The following is an 18,926-nucleotide window of genomic DNA, read 5'->3' as shown; positions in this document are numbered from 1 at the left end:
CGTCCACGCCCCCTCCCTTGGAAGGAACCCCGGATGACCCAGCAGGACGTCCCTCAGATCATCGTGCCCCTCGGCCGCCCCGTCGCCGTCGAAGCGCTGCGCTACACCGCGATGTACGGCCCGAAGCCGTTCCCCGAAGCGCTGCTGATCCTGTTCGACAACGGCTCGTACAAGATCCTCTCGCCCGGGGAGGAGCACTACGGGAGCTACGTCTCGGCCATCGATCCGAGTGAGCCGCTGCGCCACATCGCCTTCCTCTCCTGGCCGTCGAGTGACTGGGAGAGCAACGTCGCGTCGCACACCCTCAGCTTCGAGCCGGAGACCCGCGCGTTCATTCAGACGCTGCTGCTGCCCGGCGCGCCGGTGCCGCACGCGCAGCACGGCTACACCGAGACGATCGAGGATCCGGCGAGCGTCGACCTCGGTGCCTCGTGGGAACAGGTGCGAGAGACCTACGCCGCCGTCTTCGAGCGGCTGCTCGATCGCGTGACGCGCGGCTGACGGGTCCGCCGTCGTCCGAGCGCTCGACGCTGGGGCGACGGCGGGCTACTGACGGCGCTGCTGCGCGGGCCGGTCGGTCGGCGAGGTCTCGGCTGAGGAGTGTTCATTCTCTTGTCGGAGGACTGACCTCACCGGCCTCGTCCTCGAGAAGGCGGCGGTTTCTGCGACGGATTCTGATGAGCTGGATTCCGTAGACGATTCCTCCGGCGAGGAGGCCGACGGCTGCCGATGCGACGAGACTCCAGGGAAGCTCCAGATTTCGGATGAGCGGCAGGGCAAGGAGTCCTGCTCCGAGAACGACGGCGATCGTCAGTGTGGGATGGGGACGCTCCGCAGCGTTGAGCATCAGCAGTCGATCGCTCCGGCTGCGCTCCCGACGATCCTTCCGAAAGCGAATCCCAGGGGTACCGACTTTTCGGCCCCTTCTTGTGCTTGACACGATAGCTTCTTACTCTCCTCGGCGGACGGCGAATGCAGGAGGGGCCACGGCCTTCGCTCGTGCGGAGTCGAAAACTGCGACGATCGAGAAGGCTACCTCTCGGGTCAGGTCCGGTCAATGACGTCCCCACTCCTCCCCCGCGAAGCCAACAGGCGTCGATCTCCCATTCGCCTGGCGCTTATCTGTCAGTATCGACAGGATCGACTCTGCGAGTGCGCTATCGTCGCGGTGGTGAATGGTCGGTCATCATTCCCGTGAAATGCCGTGTCTATTCTCATGCTCTCTCGGCGGCTCCTGATCCGCGTGCCACCGCCGTCGGCGAGACGCACTGTCTCGAAGGATCGGCGCGTGGCAAGCTGGCCGCATGGATCTGGAAGTGCGGCCCGGGCTGGTCGTGCCGGCGTCCGAACTGCAGTGGCGGTTCTCGCGCTCGTCGGGGCCGGGCGGGCAGCACGTGAACACCTCGGACAGCCGTGTGCAGCTCACCTGGAACGTCGCTGAGTCGACGGCACTCAGCGAGGAGCAGCGCGCCCGCGTGCTCGAGCGCCTCGGGCGGCGCCTCGTCTCCGGGGCGATCACCGTCACCGTTGCGCAGGAGCGTTCGCAGCTGCGCAACCGCGAGACGGCACTCGAGATGCTCCGCGGTCTCGTGAGCACCGCCCTCGCACCTCCCTCCGCCCCGCGGCGACCGACCCGACCCACCCGCGGCTCCACCCGCCGCCGACTCGCGGCCAAGCAGCAGCGCTCGGCGGCCAAGCAGCAGCGCCGTCGCCCGCCGGGGGAGTGACCTGAACGGAACCGAGGGTGGAAGGCGGCGATCCGCCCGCAGAGGGTCCGGCTGGGCCTCCCGCCCTCGGGTTCCGCACGCCGACCCGGCCGGCGCAGGGCCGGCTCAGGGCCGGAAGAACGCCTCGATCGCCGCGGTCAGTGCGACCAGATCGTCCACATGGGTGAGTTCGCGCGCCGAGTGCATGGAGAGCAGCGGGACTCCCACGTCGACCGTCGAGATGCCGAGCCGGGTCGCGGTCAATGGTCCGATCGTGGAGCCGCACGGTGCGGAGTTGTTGGAGACGAACTCCTGGTACTCGACGCCTGCCCGCTCGCAGACATCCGCCCACAGCGCGGCTCCCCGCGCATCCGTCGCGTAGCGCTGCGCCGCGTTGATCTTCAGCAGCGGCCCCTTCCCGGCGACCGGCTGGTTCACCGGGTCGTGCTTGTCGGAGTAGTTGGGATGCACGGAGTGGCCCGCGTCGGCCGAGAGGCACCAGGAGGCGGCGATCGCGCGGGCGCGCTCATCGACGCCGGCGCCCAGGGCCGTGCCGATGCGGGAGAGCACGTCCTCGAGGAACGGGCCGCTCGCTCCGGACCGGCTCGCGGAGCCGAGTTCCTCGTGGTCGAACGCCGCGAGCACGCTGATGTGCCCGGCCCGGGCGTCGGCGCTCGCCGCGAGGAGCGCGACGAGGCCGGCGTGCACCGAGCTGAGGTCGTCCATCCGACCGGCGGCGAGGAACATCTCGTCGAGGCCGAAGCGGCGGGGAGCCTGCGTGTCGGCGGTGAGCAGGTCGTAGCCGGCGATGTCGGAGGCGCCGTCGAGTTCGGCGTACGCGCCGAGCAGGTCGAGCAGGTCGACCTCGGCCGCGTCACCGACGCCGAACACGGGGACGGTGTGCTTCTGCCGATCGAGGGTGAGGGAGTCGTTCGCCGTGCGGTCGAGATGGATCGCGAGCTGCGGGATGCGCAGGAAGGGCCCCGTGCGCAGCAGCCGCGTCGAGCCGTCGCGTAGGATCACGCGGCCGGCCAGCTCGAGCTCGCGGTCGAGCCAGGAGGTGATCAGCGGGCCGCCGTAGATCTCGACGCCGGCCTGAAGCCAGCCCTTCGAACCGATTGTCGGCCGCGGCTTGAGCATGAAGCCGGGGGAGTCGGTGTGGGCGCCCAGGATGCGGAATGGCGAAACCGCCTCCGCGCCCTCGGGCAGGTGCCAGGCGATGATCGCGCCGTCCCGGACGACGTAGTAGCGGCCGGGTTCCGCGGGCCACGCCCGCGTCTCGTCCAGCCCCGCGAATCCGGCGACGTCTAGGCGACGCGCCACCTCGGCCGCCGCGTGGTAGGAGGAGGGGGAGGCGGTCAGGAACTCGGCGAAGTCGGCGATGTGGTGCTCACGCGTGGTCATCCCTCCAGTGAAGCACGCGCCTTCGCGGCGGCTCCCTCTGGCACCCCTCGCGTCGAGACGCCGGGATGGGGGCCCAGACACCGCTGTGGAGGCGGTGCCTCGGCGGCGCCGCGAAGACGGTTCCCGGAGATGTCGTGCAAGCGGACGTGTCGTTCCCTGGATAGCCGACCTGAGTGCCTATACCGGATGTTTTCAGCAGATCCATACTTTCTCTTTGCTGGGCGGATGAGCGCGCGATCACGCTTTCCCCCGCGCTCTCCCTCTTGCGTTCGGGGGCTCCGGGGCGTACACCATTGAGTGGAACGTCTCCGAGGCGCCTTGCTTCGATTGCACAGTGAACTTCTCCGCTTCAAGGGTCTGATGATGCTGAAAACAAGCGCCCTTTCTCTACTGGGTATGGCGACGGCGACACTGCTCGTCGGTGCGGGTGTCGAGGCTCCAGCCGCAATGGCCGCTGGCTCGCAGACCTCTGCCCGCTATTATCTGCCGAGTGGTTATCGTGATTTTCCCGCTGGGAGTGATTCTCTCGAAGCCAGTCTCTTGGACCCCGGGACGATCGGTCTGTGCAACATCGGTTTCGGAGATGTGAGCATCGCGTCGTGGGACGACACGGTTCTGGGGCATGTCGACCTGTTCTGTGGCGACAGCGCCAGTGGTTACATCCACATCCGTGACGGAGACGGTTCGCTTAACGATATCGGCCATGAAGCAGACTGGCAGGATGTCGTCGACTCGTTCGGCGGAGGGCTCTGGGATGACTTCATGCTCTACGCCACAGGTGAGGCTATCGTTAGCGACAAGGCGCCGGACGACCACGGAAACGACAAGCTCTGCTTTACTACTCCCATCGATATCTACACCTCTGACGGCACGTACATCACCACCTATCAGCCCACCGTCATCGTGTCCGCGAACAACAAGAGCGTCGTGACGAGCTACCCGACTCACTTCCAGTCGGACTGCTGACGATGGCGTCACGATGGTATGTCGATGGACCCGTCCCCGCCCGTGAGCCGGAGGGGAGAGTGACCCTGCGCCTGCGCGTCGACTACGGGCAGCGTTGGCCGTTGAACGATCACATCGGGGCGAGGCCCGCCGACCCGATCGAGTGGCGCAGCATTCTCTCGCCCGAGCTATACGACCGCCTGGTCGCCTGGGCAGCCTTCTTCAATCAATACGCCGACCATCGCACCGGGCTCTACGGCAGCGAGGAGCGTCGCAAGTGGTTCGACCAGGAGGGTCGCCGGCTTCTCATCGACCTGCGACGCGAAGCCGGAGACCGCTTCGATTTCACGCTGCACCTCTGGTTCTGACAGCGCCGTGAAGCCCGCCGCACCGGTGAGGTGCGACGGGCTCCCGGTGCGTCAGCCGCAGCTGCGCGCGCTGTACGGCGCCGTGGCCGTTGCCGTGACGGCCGTGCCACCGACCGTGGCCGTGCCGGTGACCGTCGCCTGGCCCGCGGCGAGCTGCGTCGAGCGCACCGTGTAGGCGGCGGACGCGGACGCGCCGGACTTCACTCCGGAGAACGTCTTCACGCCCTCCGAGGTGCTGACCGAGACGTCCATCGGCACGGTGTCGCCGTTCTTGGCAACCACCGTCAGCACGACCTTGCCCGCGACGCAGCGCGACGAGGCCGTCGCACTCACCTTCAGCGAGGACTGCACGGTGACGGTGACCTGCACCGGCATGCGCGACGCGTCCTGCGCGACTCCCGAGACCGTGAAGGTCCCGGCCGAGGCGTACGCGGCGGGCGCGACGGCGTCCCACGCCACATCGACCGTGCTGGTGGCACCGGCGGCGGTCGTGATGGTGGCACGGGGCAGGACCGGCGCGGTACCGGCCGTAGTCGTCGCGGTCAGCGGAGCGACCGAGGCAACGGCCAGGCCGGGCGCGTAGCCCTCGAGCACCTTCTGGTACTCGGCGCGGGTCACCGGGATGACGGTGCCGTGGCGGGGCTTGCCGCCGTCGGCGTTCTGCGGCAGGCCCGTGCGGAGCTTCGCTCCAAGCGGCTGCCAGGAGTCACCGTTCGCGAGGTCGTCGGTGCCGAACGGGATGTAGTGGTTCGGCCCGTCGTGGTAGTTCGGCTGGTCGATGAAGAGGAACCAGTCGAGGCCGTTCACGTCGCCCTCATTGGCGGGGAAGACGTTGGGGCCCTCACCGCTCGTGAAGGTCTTGCCGGGCTCGCCGTTGGGCAGGCCCGAGGCGACCCGCTCCTTGACCAGCGACCACTCGTCCGCGGGTCCGCCGGTGCCGGGCAGCGAGCCCGAGACGGTGGCCAGCAGGTCGGTGCTCTTCTCCTCGCGCAGCGTCATCGACGCCTCGTCCTTGGTGAAGCGGTAGTAGGTGTCGCCGTCCTTCGCGACCGTCGAGTCGATGGTGCCCTTGCCGGTGCCGCGCTTAACGTCGATCCACGGCTTCGCCTCCGAGAAGGAGGTGAAGTCCTCGGTCGTCGCGTACATCATCTGGTTGTAGGTGACGGCGGTACGGTCGGCGGTGTTCGTCGTCGGGTACATGTTGGAGGCCCAGAACACGACGTACGTCTGGAGCTCGTCGTCCCAATACGCCTCGGGAGCCCAGGTGTTGCCGGCGAAGTCCGTGGAGACCTTGATGTGGCGCTGGGCGGACCAGTTCACCAGGTCGGTCGACTCCCAGACCTCGATGTACTTCGACCCCGACTTCTGGGCGGTGTCGAAGCCGCCGGGGAGCCCGTCGATCTTGAGGTCGGTGGCGAGCATGAAAAACGTGTCGCCCTCGTGCGAGCGGATGATGAACGGATCACGCAGTCCCATCGTCCCCAGGTTCGAGGTGAAGACCGGCTTGCCATCGTTCAGCGTGTTCCAGCTGAGCGCGTCGTTGCCCTTCGAGGCGGCGAGGCTGATGCGCTCGGCGCCGTCACCTTCTCCGGTGAAGAACGCCCAGACGTACGCCTGGGTGTCCTCGGTGCCCGCGGGTAGCGGCTGCACCCGGAGGGTGACGTCGCGGGTGCGGGTGACGGATCCGCTGGTCGCGGTCGCTCGGACAACCACGTCGATCGCGGGGCTGCCGGTTGCGGGGCGGTCGACGTCGATGGTGCGGGTGCCGGCGGCGCTGCCGTCGCGGACGGTCGCTCCGCTCGGACTGACGACGCTCCAGGCGATGCTCGAGCCGAGCGTGCCGGTGGAGGGCACCGAGACGTTCGTGCGGATGTCGCCGACGTTCGGGATCGCGATCGCGGCGAGGTCGCGCTGGACCTTCGTGGCGTCGTCGAGTTGCGCGGCGACCCGCACCAGGTATTCGACCGAGCGGGTCTCGGAGCCGACCGTGTACGTGGCGGTGAGGGTCGCGGAGGCGTCCGGTTGTCCCGCGGCGGGACGCGTGACGGTTGCGGTGCCGCCGGTGATCGCGACGGCTGCGCTGTTCGACCTCCAGGTGATGCCTACCCCGCTGGCGGTGGTAGGCACCGTGAATCCGGCGGTCGCCTCCGTGGGCACCGTGACCGACGCGACTGCGCGGTCGAGGGCCTCGGAGGAGTAGAGCGACTGCACCGCGGTGCTGCTGAGGGCGCTGTCGTAGACGGCGAAGTCGTCCATCTCGCCGTTCCAGCCCGGGTCGTTGTACGTCGAGCGCGCGATGTACGCGACGAGCGACGAGCCGAACGAGGAGACGTTGCGGGCGATCGTGCTCTGCGAGATCTGGGCGCCGTTGACATAGACGGTGAGCTTGCCGGTCGTGCCGTCGATGACGGTCGTGTAGAGCGAGAGGCCTGAGGGGGTGCGGGCGCCAAGGGTCGGGGTGCTGGTCGCTCCGGCGCCGACCTCCGTGTTGTAGGGAGCGTTCGCGTTGACGGAGTTGGTGACGACCGACTTCGTGTAGCCGGAGAGGTTGCTCGGGTTGAGCAGCCAGTAGCCGGAGGAGAACGGCGCCCCGGCGGCGACGGGTGCTCCGACGAACGCGGCGGCGACGTTGCCGGTGCCGCCCTTGTTCGCGAGCCAAGTGGAGAAGGTGAGGTCCTTCTTGCCGACGAGGCCGGCGGTGGGGATCTCGAGGTAGGGCGCGGCCGAGGCGGATCCGCCGGGGAGGCTGATGAGCCCGTTGCGGAACTGGGCTCCGGAGCCGCGCAACGTCGCGCTGTAGCCGTTGCCGCTGGTGTCCGCGACCGTGGTGCCGGTGGGGGCGGTGTCGAACGTGTAGTGGAGGAGCGGGGTCTCGGTGGCTCCGAAGGCGGAGCTGGGGACCGTGGCGCCGAGTAGCGCCGTGGCGGCGACGGTCGCGACCGCCAGAGCGGTCCTCACCGCCGATCGTGATCGTCTCATGCAGATGGCCCTCGTAATCGGGTGCAGCGTCGAGGCACGATCCGCAGGGCGGTGTGCGTCTTCGCACGGAATGTGAACGTGAACACTCTATGCGCGAGCCGTGCTTTCTGACCAGGGGCTCGAGGTCCGCGACGCAACGTCAGCTGAGAGCACATCTCATCCACGATCGTCGATGAGACGTGCTCTCAGCTGATGTTGCGTCGCTCATCGGGTGCACGATGTCGGCATGGCCTCCGATCGCCCCGTCCTGCTCCTCGTCGACGTCGCCGACGGCGGCCGCGAGGATCCCGAGTACGAGATCGAGCTGCAGCTGCTGACCGCGAGCGTCGTTTCCGCCGCCGCCGCCACCGGCTTCGTCGTCGACCGCGTCCCGGCCGAGCAGACCGACACGGCCGAGCTCGAGCGCAGGCTTGCCGCCGCCGCCGCCGTCATGGTCACCGGCGGGGAGGACATCGATCCTTCTCTCTACGGCGGCCGACGGGATGATCCGCACCGCGGCCAGTCGTTCCCCACGGCCGATCGCGCACAGGTTGCGCTCGTCCGCCGCGCCGTCGAGACCCGGACTCCGCTGATCGGCATCTGCCGCGGGATGCAGCTGATCAACGTCGCTCTCGGGGGCGATCTCGTGCAGCACCTCGCCGGTGGCGGCCACGTCGGCCGGTCTATACCCGGCGAGCACCTCTCGGGAATGATCGACCACCGCGTGGCCCTCGATCCGGGGAGCGCCCTCGCCCGCATCCTCGGCGCGGTCGAACTCGACGTCCGCAGCTCACATCACCAGGCCGTCGACCGCCCGGGTGAGGGACTCGTCGTGGTCGGCCGCGCCCACGACGGCACCGTCGAGGCCCTCGAGCACGAGTCCGCGCCGCTCTGGTGCGTGCAGTGGCACCCGGAGGACGCGGGCTCGCGTGGCACCGTGCTCACCGACCTGCTCGGGGCGGCGCTCGCCGCGGTCCGCTGAGGCCGCTCACGAGGCGGGCCTCAGGAGGGCAGATCAGGAGCCGGGTAGCCGTCCCAACCGCCGTTGATACCGCCCTCGCTCGACTCCGCGGCGATCCGGCGACGGATGTAGGCGCCGAGGTAGGGGAGCGAGAACTGTACGTGCCCGTGGCCGGCCGGATGCACGTAGCCGGAGTCGATGAGCCGCTTCTTGTAGACCTGCACATAGGCATCGGACACCCCCATTCGACGAACGATGTCCGCGACTTTGCTCCGATCCTCGTCCTCGGCCATCGCGCCCAGGAACTTCTGGTCGACATCCGAGAGGTCCCCGTACACGCGACTGATGACCCGGCTCTCGACGGCGCGGATGGCTCGATCGTGTGCGACGGTGGCGTCGGCCAGCGTGATCGACGGGGCGGTGCTGTCGTTGCGCCAGGCGTAGTCGCCCGCAAGCTGGACGAGGTAAGGATAGCCCTGGGAGAGGGAGACGAGGGTGCGCAGCGCCTCCTTGTCGATGCTGCGCCCGCCCAGGCCCGCGGTCTCGACGAAGACGCGCTGCGTCTCAGAGGCGGACAGGCGCTCGAACTGCACCTCGCGGGAGCGTCGGAGGAAGGTGGTGTGCTCGGCCGCGAGGAGGGCGTCGAGACTGACCTTCACTCCGGCAAAGACGATCATGATCGGGGCGCCGTCCTCGAGCGCGTGCGAGACCTGCAGAGCGAAGGAGCTGAGCTCGCGCAGGCGGACTTTGCCGGAGGAGACCTCGTCGATCGTGATGAGAATGCCGCCGCTGCCGGCGAGCGCCGAGGACAGGGCGACGAGGTCCGTCCGGAGTTGCGGCTTGACCGTCCGCTGGCGATCGACGTACTGGACCTCGGCGCTGAACTGCCAGACGCCCAGCTTGGTGAGCCTTGCCCGGGTGGCAGGAGCCATCCCGTTGAGGAGAGCGGGGATGGCGGAGTCCATGATCCGCCCGGTGAGGCCTGCGCTGGCGTCATCGCTGATGACCAGCCAGCCCGCGTCACGAGCTGCGTCCTGCAGCGTGGTGAGGAACGAGGTCTTTCCCGCTCCGCGGAGTCCGGAGACGAGCACCGAGTGGTTCTCGCCGAAGTCGAGGGTCTCGAACACCGACTGGAGTTCGCGGAGCTCTTCCCCGTGGCCGCCGAAGACGGCAGGCTTCTTCCCGTACCCGGGTGTGAAGGGGCTGGGCGCGCTGCCGGTCATCAAGGCCTCCGAATCGTATTCATTTTATTCTATTCGGCGGCGCACGGCCCCGCGGGCGTCGGCCGAGACGGCCCGGCCCGCCTACGTGATCGACCCGCGCATCACTCCGCTGACCACCCAGCGCTGGGCGAACAGGTACACGATCAGCAGCGGCGCCATCGCCATCAGGTAGGACGCGAAGGCGACGGTGTAGTTCGTGTTGTACTGCCCCTGGAAGACGTACTCGGCCAGCGGCAGGGTGCGGGCGGACGGGTCCGAGAGCACCACGAGCGGCAGGATGAAGTCGTTCCACGCCCACACGCAGGTCAGGATGCCGACGGTCGCGTTCATCGGACCGAGCAGCGGGAAGATCACCTGCCAATAGGTGCGCCAGGTCGAGGCGCCGTCCATGCGAGCCGCCTCCTCGAGCTCGATCGGGATCGACCGGATGAACGCCGTGTAGAGGAAGGTGTTGATCGAGAGGCCGAACACGGCGTAGAGCAGGATCAACCCGGCCTGGTTGTCCAGGCCCAGCAGGGCCGTCTCCTTCACGACCGGCAGCATGATGATGGGGAACGGCACGAAGACCGCGGCGAGCAGGTAGAAGTAGACGCCCCTGAAGAACGGCCTGTGCATGTTGCGGGCGATCGCGTACGCGACCATCGAGTTCGAGAACAGTGTCAGCACGACCGCTCCGACTGTGATCAGCGCCGTGTTCACCACTGCCTGCGGGAAGCGGGTCGCCGTCCACGCCTCGGCGAAGTTGCCCCACGAGATAGAGGTTGGCAGCTCGAAGCCGGTTCCGCCGAGCTGGTCGGGCGTTTTCAGCGCCGTGACCACGGCGAAGGAGAGTGGCAGGAGGATCGTCAGCGAGCAGACGGCGATAAGCGCGGTCGCCCACCAGTTGATCCGGCGCGTGTCGCGGGAGGGCCGGCGCTGCCCCTCGGGCTCGCCGAGGGCGAGGGCGGTGCTGGGAGTGATGGTCGATGTCATCAGAACGAGGCCTCTCTGCGGCTGAGGATTCGGAACTGGATCAGCGAGACCGCGATGATGACAAGGAAGTAGAGGACGGCGTTGGCCGTCTGATACGCGTACTCGCCGCCCTGGAATCCGCCCCGGTAGATCAGCAGCGTGATCGACTCCGTCGACGTGCCGGGGCCACCGTTGGTGAGGGCGATGATGTGGTCGAACACCTGGAGGAAGTTCTTCATCGAGATGACCATGTTGATCGTGAAGAAGGAGGCGATCAGCGGGAACGTGATCGAGGTGAACTGCCGCCACGTCCCCGCTCCGTCGAGCGAGGCCGCCTCATAGAGCTCGCCCGGAATGCTTTGGAGCCCCGCGAGGTAGATGATGATCGAGAAGGCCGATGCCTGCCAGACCGCCAGCACCACGATCGCCACCCACGCCCAGTCGGCATTCGCCAGGATGTTCTCGCCGATCACCGGGATCGCACCGAGGATCTGCGGCAGCGAATGCGCAAAGAGGTACTGGAACACATAGCCGATGACGAGGGTCGAGAGCACGTAGGGGATGAAGTAGATCCCGCGGAAGGCCGTCTGGAATCGGATCTTCGCGTTGAGTCCAATGGCGAGGGCGAGCGAGATCACGTTCACCAGCACCGTCGCCACAATGGCGAAGCCGAAGGTGAATCCATAGGCCTTCCAGACCCGGTCGTCCTGGAGGAGCGCCAGATAGTTGGAGGCGCCGATCAGGTCCCAGGAGCCGTAGCCGGCGTAATCCGTGAAGCTGAAGAAAATGGCGGTGAGCACCGGAACCGTGTGCAGCACGAAGAAGAGCAGGACGGCGGGGACTGTCATCCAGTAGAAGGTGGTCGAGGTGCGCTTGCGACGCGCGGGCGGCGCAGGCGCGGTCGCCACCGCCTGCGCGGCGACCGTCGTGGTCGAGGTCATGGTGTCACTTCCTGGTCGTGCGTGCCGAAACTTTCCGCCACTCACTGTCGAGGGTCCGTAGCGCCGCGTCGGCGTCCCCGCTGGCGAGGAACTCCTGAAGCGTGGGGTTGAGCGGGATGCTCGCGGGGATCTGGTGGTCGACGAAGCCGACCAGCCGTCCCTGCTCGAAGTAGGGCTGCAGCTCGGCGAGCGTCGGATCCGCGGTGGGTGCGGCGTTGACCAGCGGCGAGAAGGCGGCCTGGCTCTCGACGTACGGCTCGACGACTCCGGGGGTCAGCAGGAAGTCGACGAAGCGGCGGGCTGCCTTCAGCTTCGGAGTGCCCCGGCCGATGGCGATCGCCACGTCGACGCCCGAGGTGACCCGCGTGTGGGCCGGGTCGTCGAGCACCGGGTAGGGGAAGACGCCCAGGTCGATGTCGGGGTTGTTGGTGCGCACCGGGTTGATCGCCCAGATGCCCTGCGGGTACATCGCCGCCTCGCCCGCGGCGAAGGCCCGGTTGCCGTCGTCGTAGCTGCAGCCGAACGAGCCCTCCTGGGTGTAGGAGAAGAGCTGCCCGAGCCGCTCCATCGTGCTCGCGTAGTCCTTCGAGAACGAGACGGGCGAGTCCGGGCCGAGGGTCGCTCCCTCCGCACGCATCGCGTCGAAGAAGCCGTCCGGTTGCAGCTGTCCGCCGAGCGCGTTGAAGGCCGGGGAGCCGGTCCAGTTGTCGAGCAGGGCGCCGTAGATCGCAGTGACGCCCGCGGCGGTGAGCGCGTCGCAGACGGCGATCAGCTCGTCCCAGGTGGTCGGCACCTCGATCCCGTTGTCGGCGAAGATCGTCCGGTTGTAGAGGATCCCGTCCGCATTGTTCGAGAAGGCGAGTGCGTTCACCTCTTTCCCCTCGTAGCTGCCGAGCGCGGCGACGATATCGAGGGCCGCCGGGTTCACCCGGTCGACCAGCTCGTCGCCGGTGAAATCGTGGAAGACGCCGGCCTTGGCCAGACCGGCGTAGTAGCGGCTGCCGTTCACGGTCAGCACGTCCGGCACCTTGTCCTTGACGAGCAGGGTGCGGATGGCCGTGTCCGGGTCGGGCACAGTGTTGGCGATCACGCGGATGTCGGGGTTGGCCGCCTCGAACTCGCGGATGATCCGCGCGAAGTCCTCGACCGCCTCCGCCTTGGATTGGAAGAAGTCGAGTGTGGTCACCCCGTCGCCGGCGCCGGCGCAGGAGGCGAGGGTGGCAGCGGACGCCGCGGCGAGCGGGACCGAGAGGAACAGGCGCCGGGAGAACTCGGGGGGACGATGACGTGCGGACATGCGGCGCCTCCTGACGCGCGGGAACAGGTCGGTGCCGAGCGGCGACTGACCGGGCCGGCCGAGCGGCGAGGGCCACGGCGGAGATGCGCCGCGGATCAAGGCCCGGGAGCGTCATCCTGCCCGGCGGGTAGCCCTCGCCCGCGCCGACGGCGGCACCCCAGTGCGCGGAGGTGGCGAGACGGGCGTCGACGCTGGTGCCGCCGTCCGCCAGGTGGAAGAGGCGGGATTCCCGGCCGATGAGGGCTACCGTGTCGTTCGTTGGGGCGACACTGGGGTGCATGGCTAGTTTCTAAAGCAGAACGAATCGGAGTGTCAAGAGCGGTGATGGCCCCCGTTTTCGTTCCTTTTGCCACTCGAGGCCGGGAGCTTCGTACCAGGCCGGAAAGAAGGAGCCCCGTGACCGACACCATTGTCGCCGAGGACGCCTCCGGGAGCTCGTTCGAGCTTCTGGCGCGCGAGGTGCTCATCCACGGTCCCGTTTCGCGCGCCGAGCTCGGCCGCCGCCTCGGTCTCTCGCCGGCCAGCCTCACCCGGCTCGCACGACCCCTCCTCGACGGCGGCCTCGTCGTCGAGGGCCCCGAGCAGAGCATCGGCGTCGGCCGCCCCGCCCGCCCGCTCGACATTCGCGCCGACGCGCTGAGCTTCGCGGGCGTGAAGATCACCGGGACCGAGGCGCTCGCGGTGCGCACCGACCTGCGCGCGCGGACCGAGCGGGAGCTGGTGCGCGCGCTGCCGAGCACGGAGCCCGCCGACGTGATCGCCGCAATCGTCTCGGTCGTCCACGAACTGGGCGGCGCCTCCGCCTTCGCCGGCCTTGGTGTGACACTCGGCGGCAGCATCGCCGCCGACGGCCGGGTCAGCCGCGCCCCATTCCTCGGCTGGCGCGATGTGGACCTTGCCGCTCCGCTCTCGGCCGCCCTCGGGCTGCCGGTCGCCCTCGAGAACGACGTGGTCGCCCTCACCGGCGCCGAGCACTGGTTCGGGCGGGGCCGCGGCATCTCGCACTTCGCGGTGCTCACCGTCGGCGCCGGAGTCGGCTATGGGCTGGTCGTCCACGACCGGGTGGTCGCGCCCCCGGAGGCGGGACTCGGCCTGGGTGAGCACTACCCGCTGGACGCCACCGGGCCCGTCTGCGAGGCCGGCCACCGCGGCTGCTCGACCGCGATGCTCAGCCTGCCCTCGCTCCTGCGTCAGCTTTTCGTCGCCACCGGGCGCGAGCTGACGCTGGCCGATGGTTTCGCGGCCGCGCGCGCGGGCGATGCCGGCGCCGCGCGCGTCCTCGCCGACTCCGCCCGCGCGCTCGGCACGATGATTGCCGCGATCGGCGACCTTTCGATGTCCGGCACGATCATCCTCGCCGGAGAGGGGGTCGCCCTCTACTCCGAGCAGGCGGCAGCGGTGGACGCGGCGATCGCGGCCGCGCGCGACCCGGATGCTCCGCCCCTGTCACTGCTGGTCGTCGACGGCGGGCTGGTGGAGTGGGCGCGGGGCGCGGCGGCCACGGCGATTCAGCGACTCCTGCCGCGGATCGCGCTCCGGGCGCTGATCTGAGCCTTCACCGCCCGCGCTGAGCCCGTCATGCGCCCGGCGGCCCGCGCACGCCGCGTCGGCTACTCCGCTGCTCGCACCGCCGCCTGTCCTGACTCTCAGAGGCTTCCTGGTGCTGCGCGACACGGCAGAGCAAGGATGATCAGCACTCGGCCTCGCTTCGGAGTGAGGGACCGGGTTCTCCGCTCGCCTTTTCGCGAGAGGGGAGGGGTTTGCGTGTCCGCGGTCACCCAGCTGCCCCAGAGGCATCGCCGCCCGCGGCCCCTGCCTGGGGGACGTTGGGTCCGCGGTCGTGTGCTTCGTGGAGACGCGCACGCCGGCGCTCGATCAGAGGGAGCCGGGATGACGCGACAAGCGCCCCACCGTCGTCGATCAAGAGGAGACACCATGACCAACCACACCGTCCGACCGCGATCCGCGGGAGCACTCGCCGCGGTACTCGCGGCCACCGCTCTCGTGACACTCGGAGCCGCGGCTCCGGCCTCCGCGTCCGGACCGGCGTGTCCCACGGACACGATCATCGACGGATCACGACTCGCGTCCATCAGTCCCGAGTGTTCCTTCGCCGGCGATCAGGTGAACGTCGGTGGTGTGGTGATGAGTATCCCGAACCCGGGAGCTTCCGTGCGAGCGTCCTCCGCGGTCGCCGCCGGCTACCAGGACGTCCCCGACGTCGTCGTGTACCGCGCGGGGAACGGCGGGGTCGCCGCCGTCGCCGGCGACCAGGAGTTCGGATCCGAGGGAACCCTCGCTGCCCTGCGGAGCGAGAACTCCGCCGTAGCCGCGAGCGCGCGTCCCTCCGCCGTCAGCACGCTGGACTCCGCCCCTGTCGTCCCCGGCTGCGATGACCGCACCGCCTACAAGCTGAGCGGAGAGAAGTGGGCGGGCGCGTACGAGTGGTCGTACAACAACACCGGTTCGCCCGTGACCAGTGGCGTCGCGAGAATCCAGGACGCACTGGACACCGTGACCGGGGGCGTCACACGCTGCGGCTCCGACGTGGACCTCACGGCGACCCACCGCTACCTGGGCACGTCCACCAACTCGGTCGATGTCACGAAGGCCGGAGGGTGCAGCGAGGGGGATGACCGCAGCACCATCGGTTGGGGTGAGCTGTCGTCGAAGTACCTCGCGACGACGTGCAGTTGGTCCCAGGACGGCATCATCGTGTCGTCCGACATCAAGTTCAACAACCGGGCGCCCTGGTGGGACAACACCGGCCGCGCCTGCCAGGGGAAGACCTACGATCTCCAGGGCACCGCGACCCACGAGGCGGGGCATGTCTTCGGGCTCGACCACGTCGCCCCCGCCACCCACCAGGTCATGAAGCCGGCCTCGGACCCGTGCGAGTACAGCCAGGAGAAGCTCGGAGCCGGTGACGCCGAGGGCTTGAAGCGCCTCTACGGATAGTCGACTCCCGGTGCTCCTCCGGTCGCTCGTCGCGCCGGGGGAGTACCGCGGCGCAGGATAGAGGCATGACGACGACACTTATCACCGGAGCCAACCGCTCCCTCGGCCTCGAGACCGCCCGCCGCCTCCTGGAGGCCGGCCACACCGTCTACGCCGGCCTGCGCGATACGGCCGACGGCGAGGCCGTCAGCGCGCTCGGCGCCCTTCCCGTCCGCCTCGATGTCACCGATCAGGCGAGCGTCGACTCCGCTCTCGCCTCGCTTCCCGAACTCGACGTTCTTGTCAACAACGCCGGCATCCTCGGCACCTCGTTCGGCGTGGACGACCTCACCCCGGAGGCGATGGCGAGCGTCCTCGAGACCAACGTGGTGGGAATCGTCCGCGTCACGCAGGCGGCGCTCCCCCTGCTGCGCCGCTCCTCGAACCCGGTCGTCGTGAACGTGGCCTCCGGAGTCGGCTGGCCGCGCTGGCTGAGCACGCAGGGTCACGACGAGTTCCCCGTCACCGCGATCCCGTACGCGGCCTCGAAGGCGGCGGTCGTCGCGCTGACCGTTCAGTACGCCAAGAATCTGCCGGGGATGCGCATCAACGCGAGCGATCCCGGCTACACCGCGACCGATTTCAACGGCCACGGCGGGCACCAGACCGTCACTGAGGGCACCGACGCGACCGTTGCGCTCGCCCTGCTCAGCTCCGACGGGCCGACGGGCGAGTTCCACGACCGTCGAGGGCGCATCGAGTACTGACGGCGGACGCGATAAGCCGCGGCGCCCAGACGCGGCGTGCCACCCGAGGCGCGGAGAGATCCCGCCCGCCGCCTCGGGTCGGCCCTCCCGTGCTCGGACGGCACGGCGACCCTCAGCCCAGACGCGAGGTCGGCACCGTCTCGAGGTGGCGTAGGTCGCGGCGCAGGCGCTGCGAGCGGACGTAGCTGCTGAGCGCGTGTTCGGGCGAGGGCGGCGCATCGCTCCCGCCGAGGAGCGCCCGCGCGGTGGTCAGGCGGGCGCGGCGGATCTCGTCGAAGACCGTCGTGCCGTTGCGCGCGAACGTGCGCTGGAGGGTCCGCTTGGGCACGCCGAGGCGCTCGCAGATCTCCTGCACCGAGAGTCGGGAGTCGGTGGACATCGCGGCGATCAGCGCGAGGGCACGGGTGTAGACGTCTTCGCTGCTCTCGCGCGGGAGCGAGGTTGCGAGTATGGCTCCGGCGAGCTGCTCGATGGCCGCCCGCACCAGCGGGAACGCCGGGGAGTCGGCGTCCAGGGCCGAGGCGAAGGTCGAATTGACGGTCGAGAGAAGGATGCCGCGGCTGGCCGCGTCGGCCTCAGTGACGACAGCGCCACCGTCGGCCGAGTCGACCAGACCCAGCAGCGGCCGGTCGAGGGCGATCTCGGTGCGGGCGCTCGGGGTGTCGGTGACGATCGTGAACGACGTGTCGCACCGGAGGAAGGCGATGTCGCCCGGGCCGAGCTGTACTTCGAGAGCCGCAGGATCGTCGGGCTGGATCACGAGCACACCCTCGAGCGGGATGATCAGACGAATTCCCGCGCCGACGCGCGCCGTGCGGTGCAGGCGGCCGGGCGAGTGCCAGATTCTGAGCACTTCCACTCCGTCGCTGCACACGGTGTCGGCGACGATGCGGAACGAGCCGACGGCGCGAACGTCCACTCCGCTCCCGGCCAACCAGGCGGCTGCGGCCGCATCCCGGCGGGACACCCCACGGTCGACGATCGGCCGGCTGCCTTCTACGATCCCCATCACGTCGTAGTCCTTTCCTCTGGGCGTCCCTCGGGTGACGCGATACCCCTAGCCTGACTGATCAGACCCCGTCGTGAGAAGTCGTCATGCGACGGCATCCGTCGATCACCGCCAGCGTAGGCTGTCGGACCCCGTCCTCGGGGGACGAAAGCGTACCTCGGGAGAGCGGCGAGGATCGACGTGCACCTCGAGAGCAGCGGCGTCGGTGAAGGGTCGGCCCTCGCCCGTGCGACCACGCAGCACGATCGAGTGGCGGAGCATTCGAGGGGCCCGCAGCGGTGCGGTCGTGTAGTGCGCGACGGCAACGAACCCGGCGCCAGGAGCAACGCGCTCGGGTCGGCCGACCACCGTGATCGGGGCCTCGTCGTACTCGAGCTCGGTGCCGGAACCGTCAGTGAAGGAACCGCAGAGCAGGGCGAGGTCGTGCAGTGCGGTGGGTCCGGGGTTGTGGAACTGCATCCAGAAGGTGATCAGCGCGAACGAGCGGCGGGGCGGACCGAGGCGCACGGCCGTGCCGTCGAGGACGAGGTGCGGGAGTGCAGCAGTAGGTGTCCGCCGTCGCAACATCAGCCGTGTCTCCCGGCTCCCGGCTCGACGGGTGGCGCCGGTGTTGCGCTCCGGGCGAGTTGGAGGAGGGTGCACGCCGCGAGCACCCCGACCAGGGCCGCTGCCCAGCTCAGGTCCTGCGGGTCGAATTGCAGCAGCTGGGCCGGAATACCCGTGAATCCGAGGATTCCTTGGGCCGCGGCTGCCGTCGCAAAGGCGAGTAAGGCGGACGCCGCGGCGACGGGGGCAGGAGCGGCCGGAGTGTCCTCTTCGCCGAGGACGAAGCCCCGGAGAGCGGCGGCGAGGGAGAGCGCGCACAGGCCGGCCGCGATGAGGGCCGCGGTCGTGTAGGCGGGCCCGGCGGCGAGGAGGAGGAGGCAGCCGACGACGATCTGCAGACCGGCTCGGGCGATCCTGGAGGTCGGGTGCGCGGGCACCGGGCGGCCTCCACCGAGGGCCAGAGCAAGGGCGCGCGTCGCGCCACTGCGCCGTCGGGCCGGTCGGCGGCCGGGGGTGCGGAGCAGCGCGGCGGCTCCCGAGACGAGCAGGGCGGCGCCGACGAGGAGGGGGAAGACGAGAGCGGCGGCGGGCAGGCCGGGAGCGGCGTCGGCGGGGGTCATCAGGTCTCCTTCAGGGGGCGAGAGCAGCGCACGGAGCACCTCGATGATCGAGCCTGCGGGAGCCGCTCGGGACGCCGGGCGCGAACGCTCCGAGGCCAGGCGCGCCCGCCCGTCAGAACGCGCCGCGAATCGTGCCAAACAAGACTCCATAACGCGCCACGCTTCGCTCTGAAGGGGTCTCGCGGGGTGAAGCTGACCAGGCTTTGGGTCGCCTCCTCCGCCGCGGTCACCGCTCCGCACGAGCGTCTCCGCCCCCGCGCCGGTCGACCCGACCCGAGCCCAGCCGTCGTGCC

The 18,926-nt window shown here is 69.3% G+C and carries 17 protein-coding genes; 8 read left to right on the top strand and 9 right to left on the bottom strand.

The features are described 5' to 3' along the window. Nucleotides 1–33 precede the first annotated feature (33 nt). Together A6122_RS15000 and arfB are read left to right on the top strand one after the other, a co-directional pair. Nucleotides 34–501, top strand: a complete 468-nt coding sequence (locus A6122_RS15000) for a hypothetical protein (protein WP_068256602.1) — start codon at nt 34–36, stop codon at nt 499–501. Between the two features lie 803 nt (nt 502–1,304). Beyond that, complete coding sequence (gene arfB, locus A6122_RS14990; protein ID WP_068256597.1) at nt 1,305–1,727, top strand: alternative ribosome rescue aminoacyl-tRNA hydrolase ArfB; 423 nt, start codon at nt 1,305–1,307, stop codon at nt 1,725–1,727. Between the two features lie 105 nt (nt 1,728–1,832). On the opposite strand, the gene A6122_RS14985 is transcribed toward arfB, so the two are convergent. Continuing rightward, nucleotides 1,833–3,110, bottom strand: a complete 1,278-nt coding sequence (locus A6122_RS14985) for a M18 family aminopeptidase (RefSeq protein WP_068256594.1) — start codon at nt 3,108–3,110, stop codon at nt 1,833–1,835. Between the two features lie 360 nt (nt 3,111–3,470). Here A6122_RS14985 and A6122_RS16850 point away from each other — a divergent pair, with 360 nt between their 5' ends. After that, nucleotides 3,471–4,076, top strand: a complete 606-nt coding sequence (locus tag A6122_RS16850; RefSeq protein WP_146076759.1) for a hypothetical protein — start codon at nt 3,471–3,473, stop codon at nt 4,074–4,076. Nucleotides 4,077–4,135: 59 nt separating this feature from the next. Then, entirely contained in the window at nt 4,136–4,423 is a 288-nt protein-coding gene (locus tag A6122_RS14975; protein WP_068256588.1) for a hypothetical protein, read from the top strand. 51 nt (nt 4,424–4,474) lie between these two features. Here A6122_RS14975 and A6122_RS14970 read toward each other — a convergent pair whose 3' ends face one another. Next, the gene (locus tag A6122_RS14970) at nt 4,475–7,381 is read right to left on the bottom strand and encodes an immunoglobulin-like domain-containing protein (protein WP_068256587.1); all 2,907 of its coding nucleotides are present in this window, start codon (nt 7,379–7,381) and stop codon (nt 4,475–4,477) included. A 247-nt stretch (nt 7,382–7,628) separates the two neighbouring features. On the opposite strand from A6122_RS14970, the gene A6122_RS14965 reads away from it, so the two are divergent. Continuing rightward, nucleotides 7,629–8,363, top strand: a complete 735-nt coding sequence (locus tag A6122_RS14965; RefSeq protein ID WP_068256586.1) for a gamma-glutamyl-gamma-aminobutyrate hydrolase family protein — start codon at nt 7,629–7,631, stop codon at nt 8,361–8,363. 20 nt (nt 8,364–8,383) lie between these two features. On the opposite strand, the gene A6122_RS14960 is transcribed toward A6122_RS14965, so the two are convergent. The 4 genes from A6122_RS14960 to A6122_RS14940 all read right to left on the bottom strand — a co-directional run bounded on the left by A6122_RS14960 (nt 8,384) and on the right by A6122_RS14940 (nt 12,754). Next, nucleotides 8,384–9,565: an ATP-binding protein gene (locus tag A6122_RS14960; RefSeq protein ID WP_068256585.1), complete on the bottom strand. Its 1,182-nt coding sequence runs from the start codon at nt 9,563–9,565 to the stop codon at nt 8,384–8,386. An 81-nt stretch (nt 9,566–9,646) separates the two neighbouring features. After that, on the bottom strand, nt 9,647–10,537 hold the full coding sequence (locus A6122_RS14950) for a carbohydrate ABC transporter permease (RefSeq protein ID WP_104261831.1): 891 nt from the start codon (nt 10,535–10,537) through the stop codon (nt 9,647–9,649). Then, nucleotides 10,537–11,457 carry a carbohydrate ABC transporter permease gene (locus A6122_RS14945; RefSeq protein WP_068256579.1) on the bottom strand — a complete coding sequence of 307 codons (921 nt, stop codon included), beginning with the start codon at nt 11,455–11,457 and terminating at the stop codon, nt 10,537–10,539. Before A6122_RS14945 ends, A6122_RS14950 begins: the two co-directional genes overlap by 1 nt. A 4-nt stretch (nt 11,458–11,461) precedes the next feature. Continuing rightward, nucleotides 11,462–12,754 carry an ABC transporter substrate-binding protein gene (locus A6122_RS14940; protein WP_068256578.1) on the bottom strand — a complete coding sequence of 431 codons (1,293 nt, stop codon included), beginning with the start codon at nt 12,752–12,754 and terminating at the stop codon, nt 11,462–11,464. Nucleotides 12,755–13,150: 396 nt separating this feature from the next. Here A6122_RS14940 and A6122_RS14935 point away from each other — a divergent pair, with 396 nt between their 5' ends. From A6122_RS14935 to A6122_RS14925, 3 genes are all read left to right on the top strand, one after another. Next, the gene (locus tag A6122_RS14935; protein WP_068256576.1) at nt 13,151–14,305 is read left to right on the top strand and encodes an ROK family transcriptional regulator; all 1,155 of its coding nucleotides are present in this window, start codon (nt 13,151–13,153) and stop codon (nt 14,303–14,305) included. A 384-nt stretch (nt 14,306–14,689) separates the two neighbouring features. Next, the gene (locus tag A6122_RS14930) at nt 14,690–15,712 is read left to right on the top strand and encodes a matrixin family metalloprotease (protein WP_068256570.1); all 1,023 of its coding nucleotides are present in this window, start codon (nt 14,690–14,692) and stop codon (nt 15,710–15,712) included. Nucleotides 15,713–15,777: 65 nt separating this feature from the next. After that, nucleotides 15,778–16,458: an SDR family NAD(P)-dependent oxidoreductase gene (locus A6122_RS14925; protein WP_068256567.1), complete on the top strand. Its 681-nt coding sequence runs from the start codon at nt 15,778–15,780 to the stop codon at nt 16,456–16,458. A gap of 112 nt (nt 16,459–16,570) precedes the next feature. Here A6122_RS14925 and A6122_RS14920 read toward each other — a convergent pair whose 3' ends face one another. The 3 genes from A6122_RS14920 to A6122_RS14910 form a co-directional block, all read right to left on the bottom strand. Further along, nucleotides 16,571–17,467, bottom strand: a complete 897-nt coding sequence (locus A6122_RS14920) for a helix-turn-helix transcriptional regulator (RefSeq protein ID WP_068256565.1) — start codon at nt 17,465–17,467, stop codon at nt 16,571–16,573. A gap of 105 nt (nt 17,468–17,572) precedes the next feature. Continuing rightward, nucleotides 17,573–18,034, bottom strand: a complete 462-nt coding sequence (locus tag A6122_RS14915; RefSeq protein WP_068256562.1) for a hypothetical protein — start codon at nt 18,032–18,034, stop codon at nt 17,573–17,575. After that, entirely contained in the window at nt 18,034–18,633 is a 600-nt protein-coding gene (locus A6122_RS14910; RefSeq protein ID WP_068256560.1) for a hypothetical protein, read from the bottom strand. Before A6122_RS14910 ends, A6122_RS14915 begins: the two co-directional genes overlap by 1 nt. Nucleotides 18,634–18,926: the final 293 nt, after the last annotated feature.

It is taken from the genome of Rathayibacter tritici (genome assembly GCF_001641005.1).
GTDB lineage: Bacteria > Actinomycetota > Actinomycetes > Actinomycetales > Microbacteriaceae > Rathayibacter > Rathayibacter tritici.
Note: the sequence above shows the minus strand (reverse complement) of the source record. Positions and strands in the feature narration are given on the sequence as shown.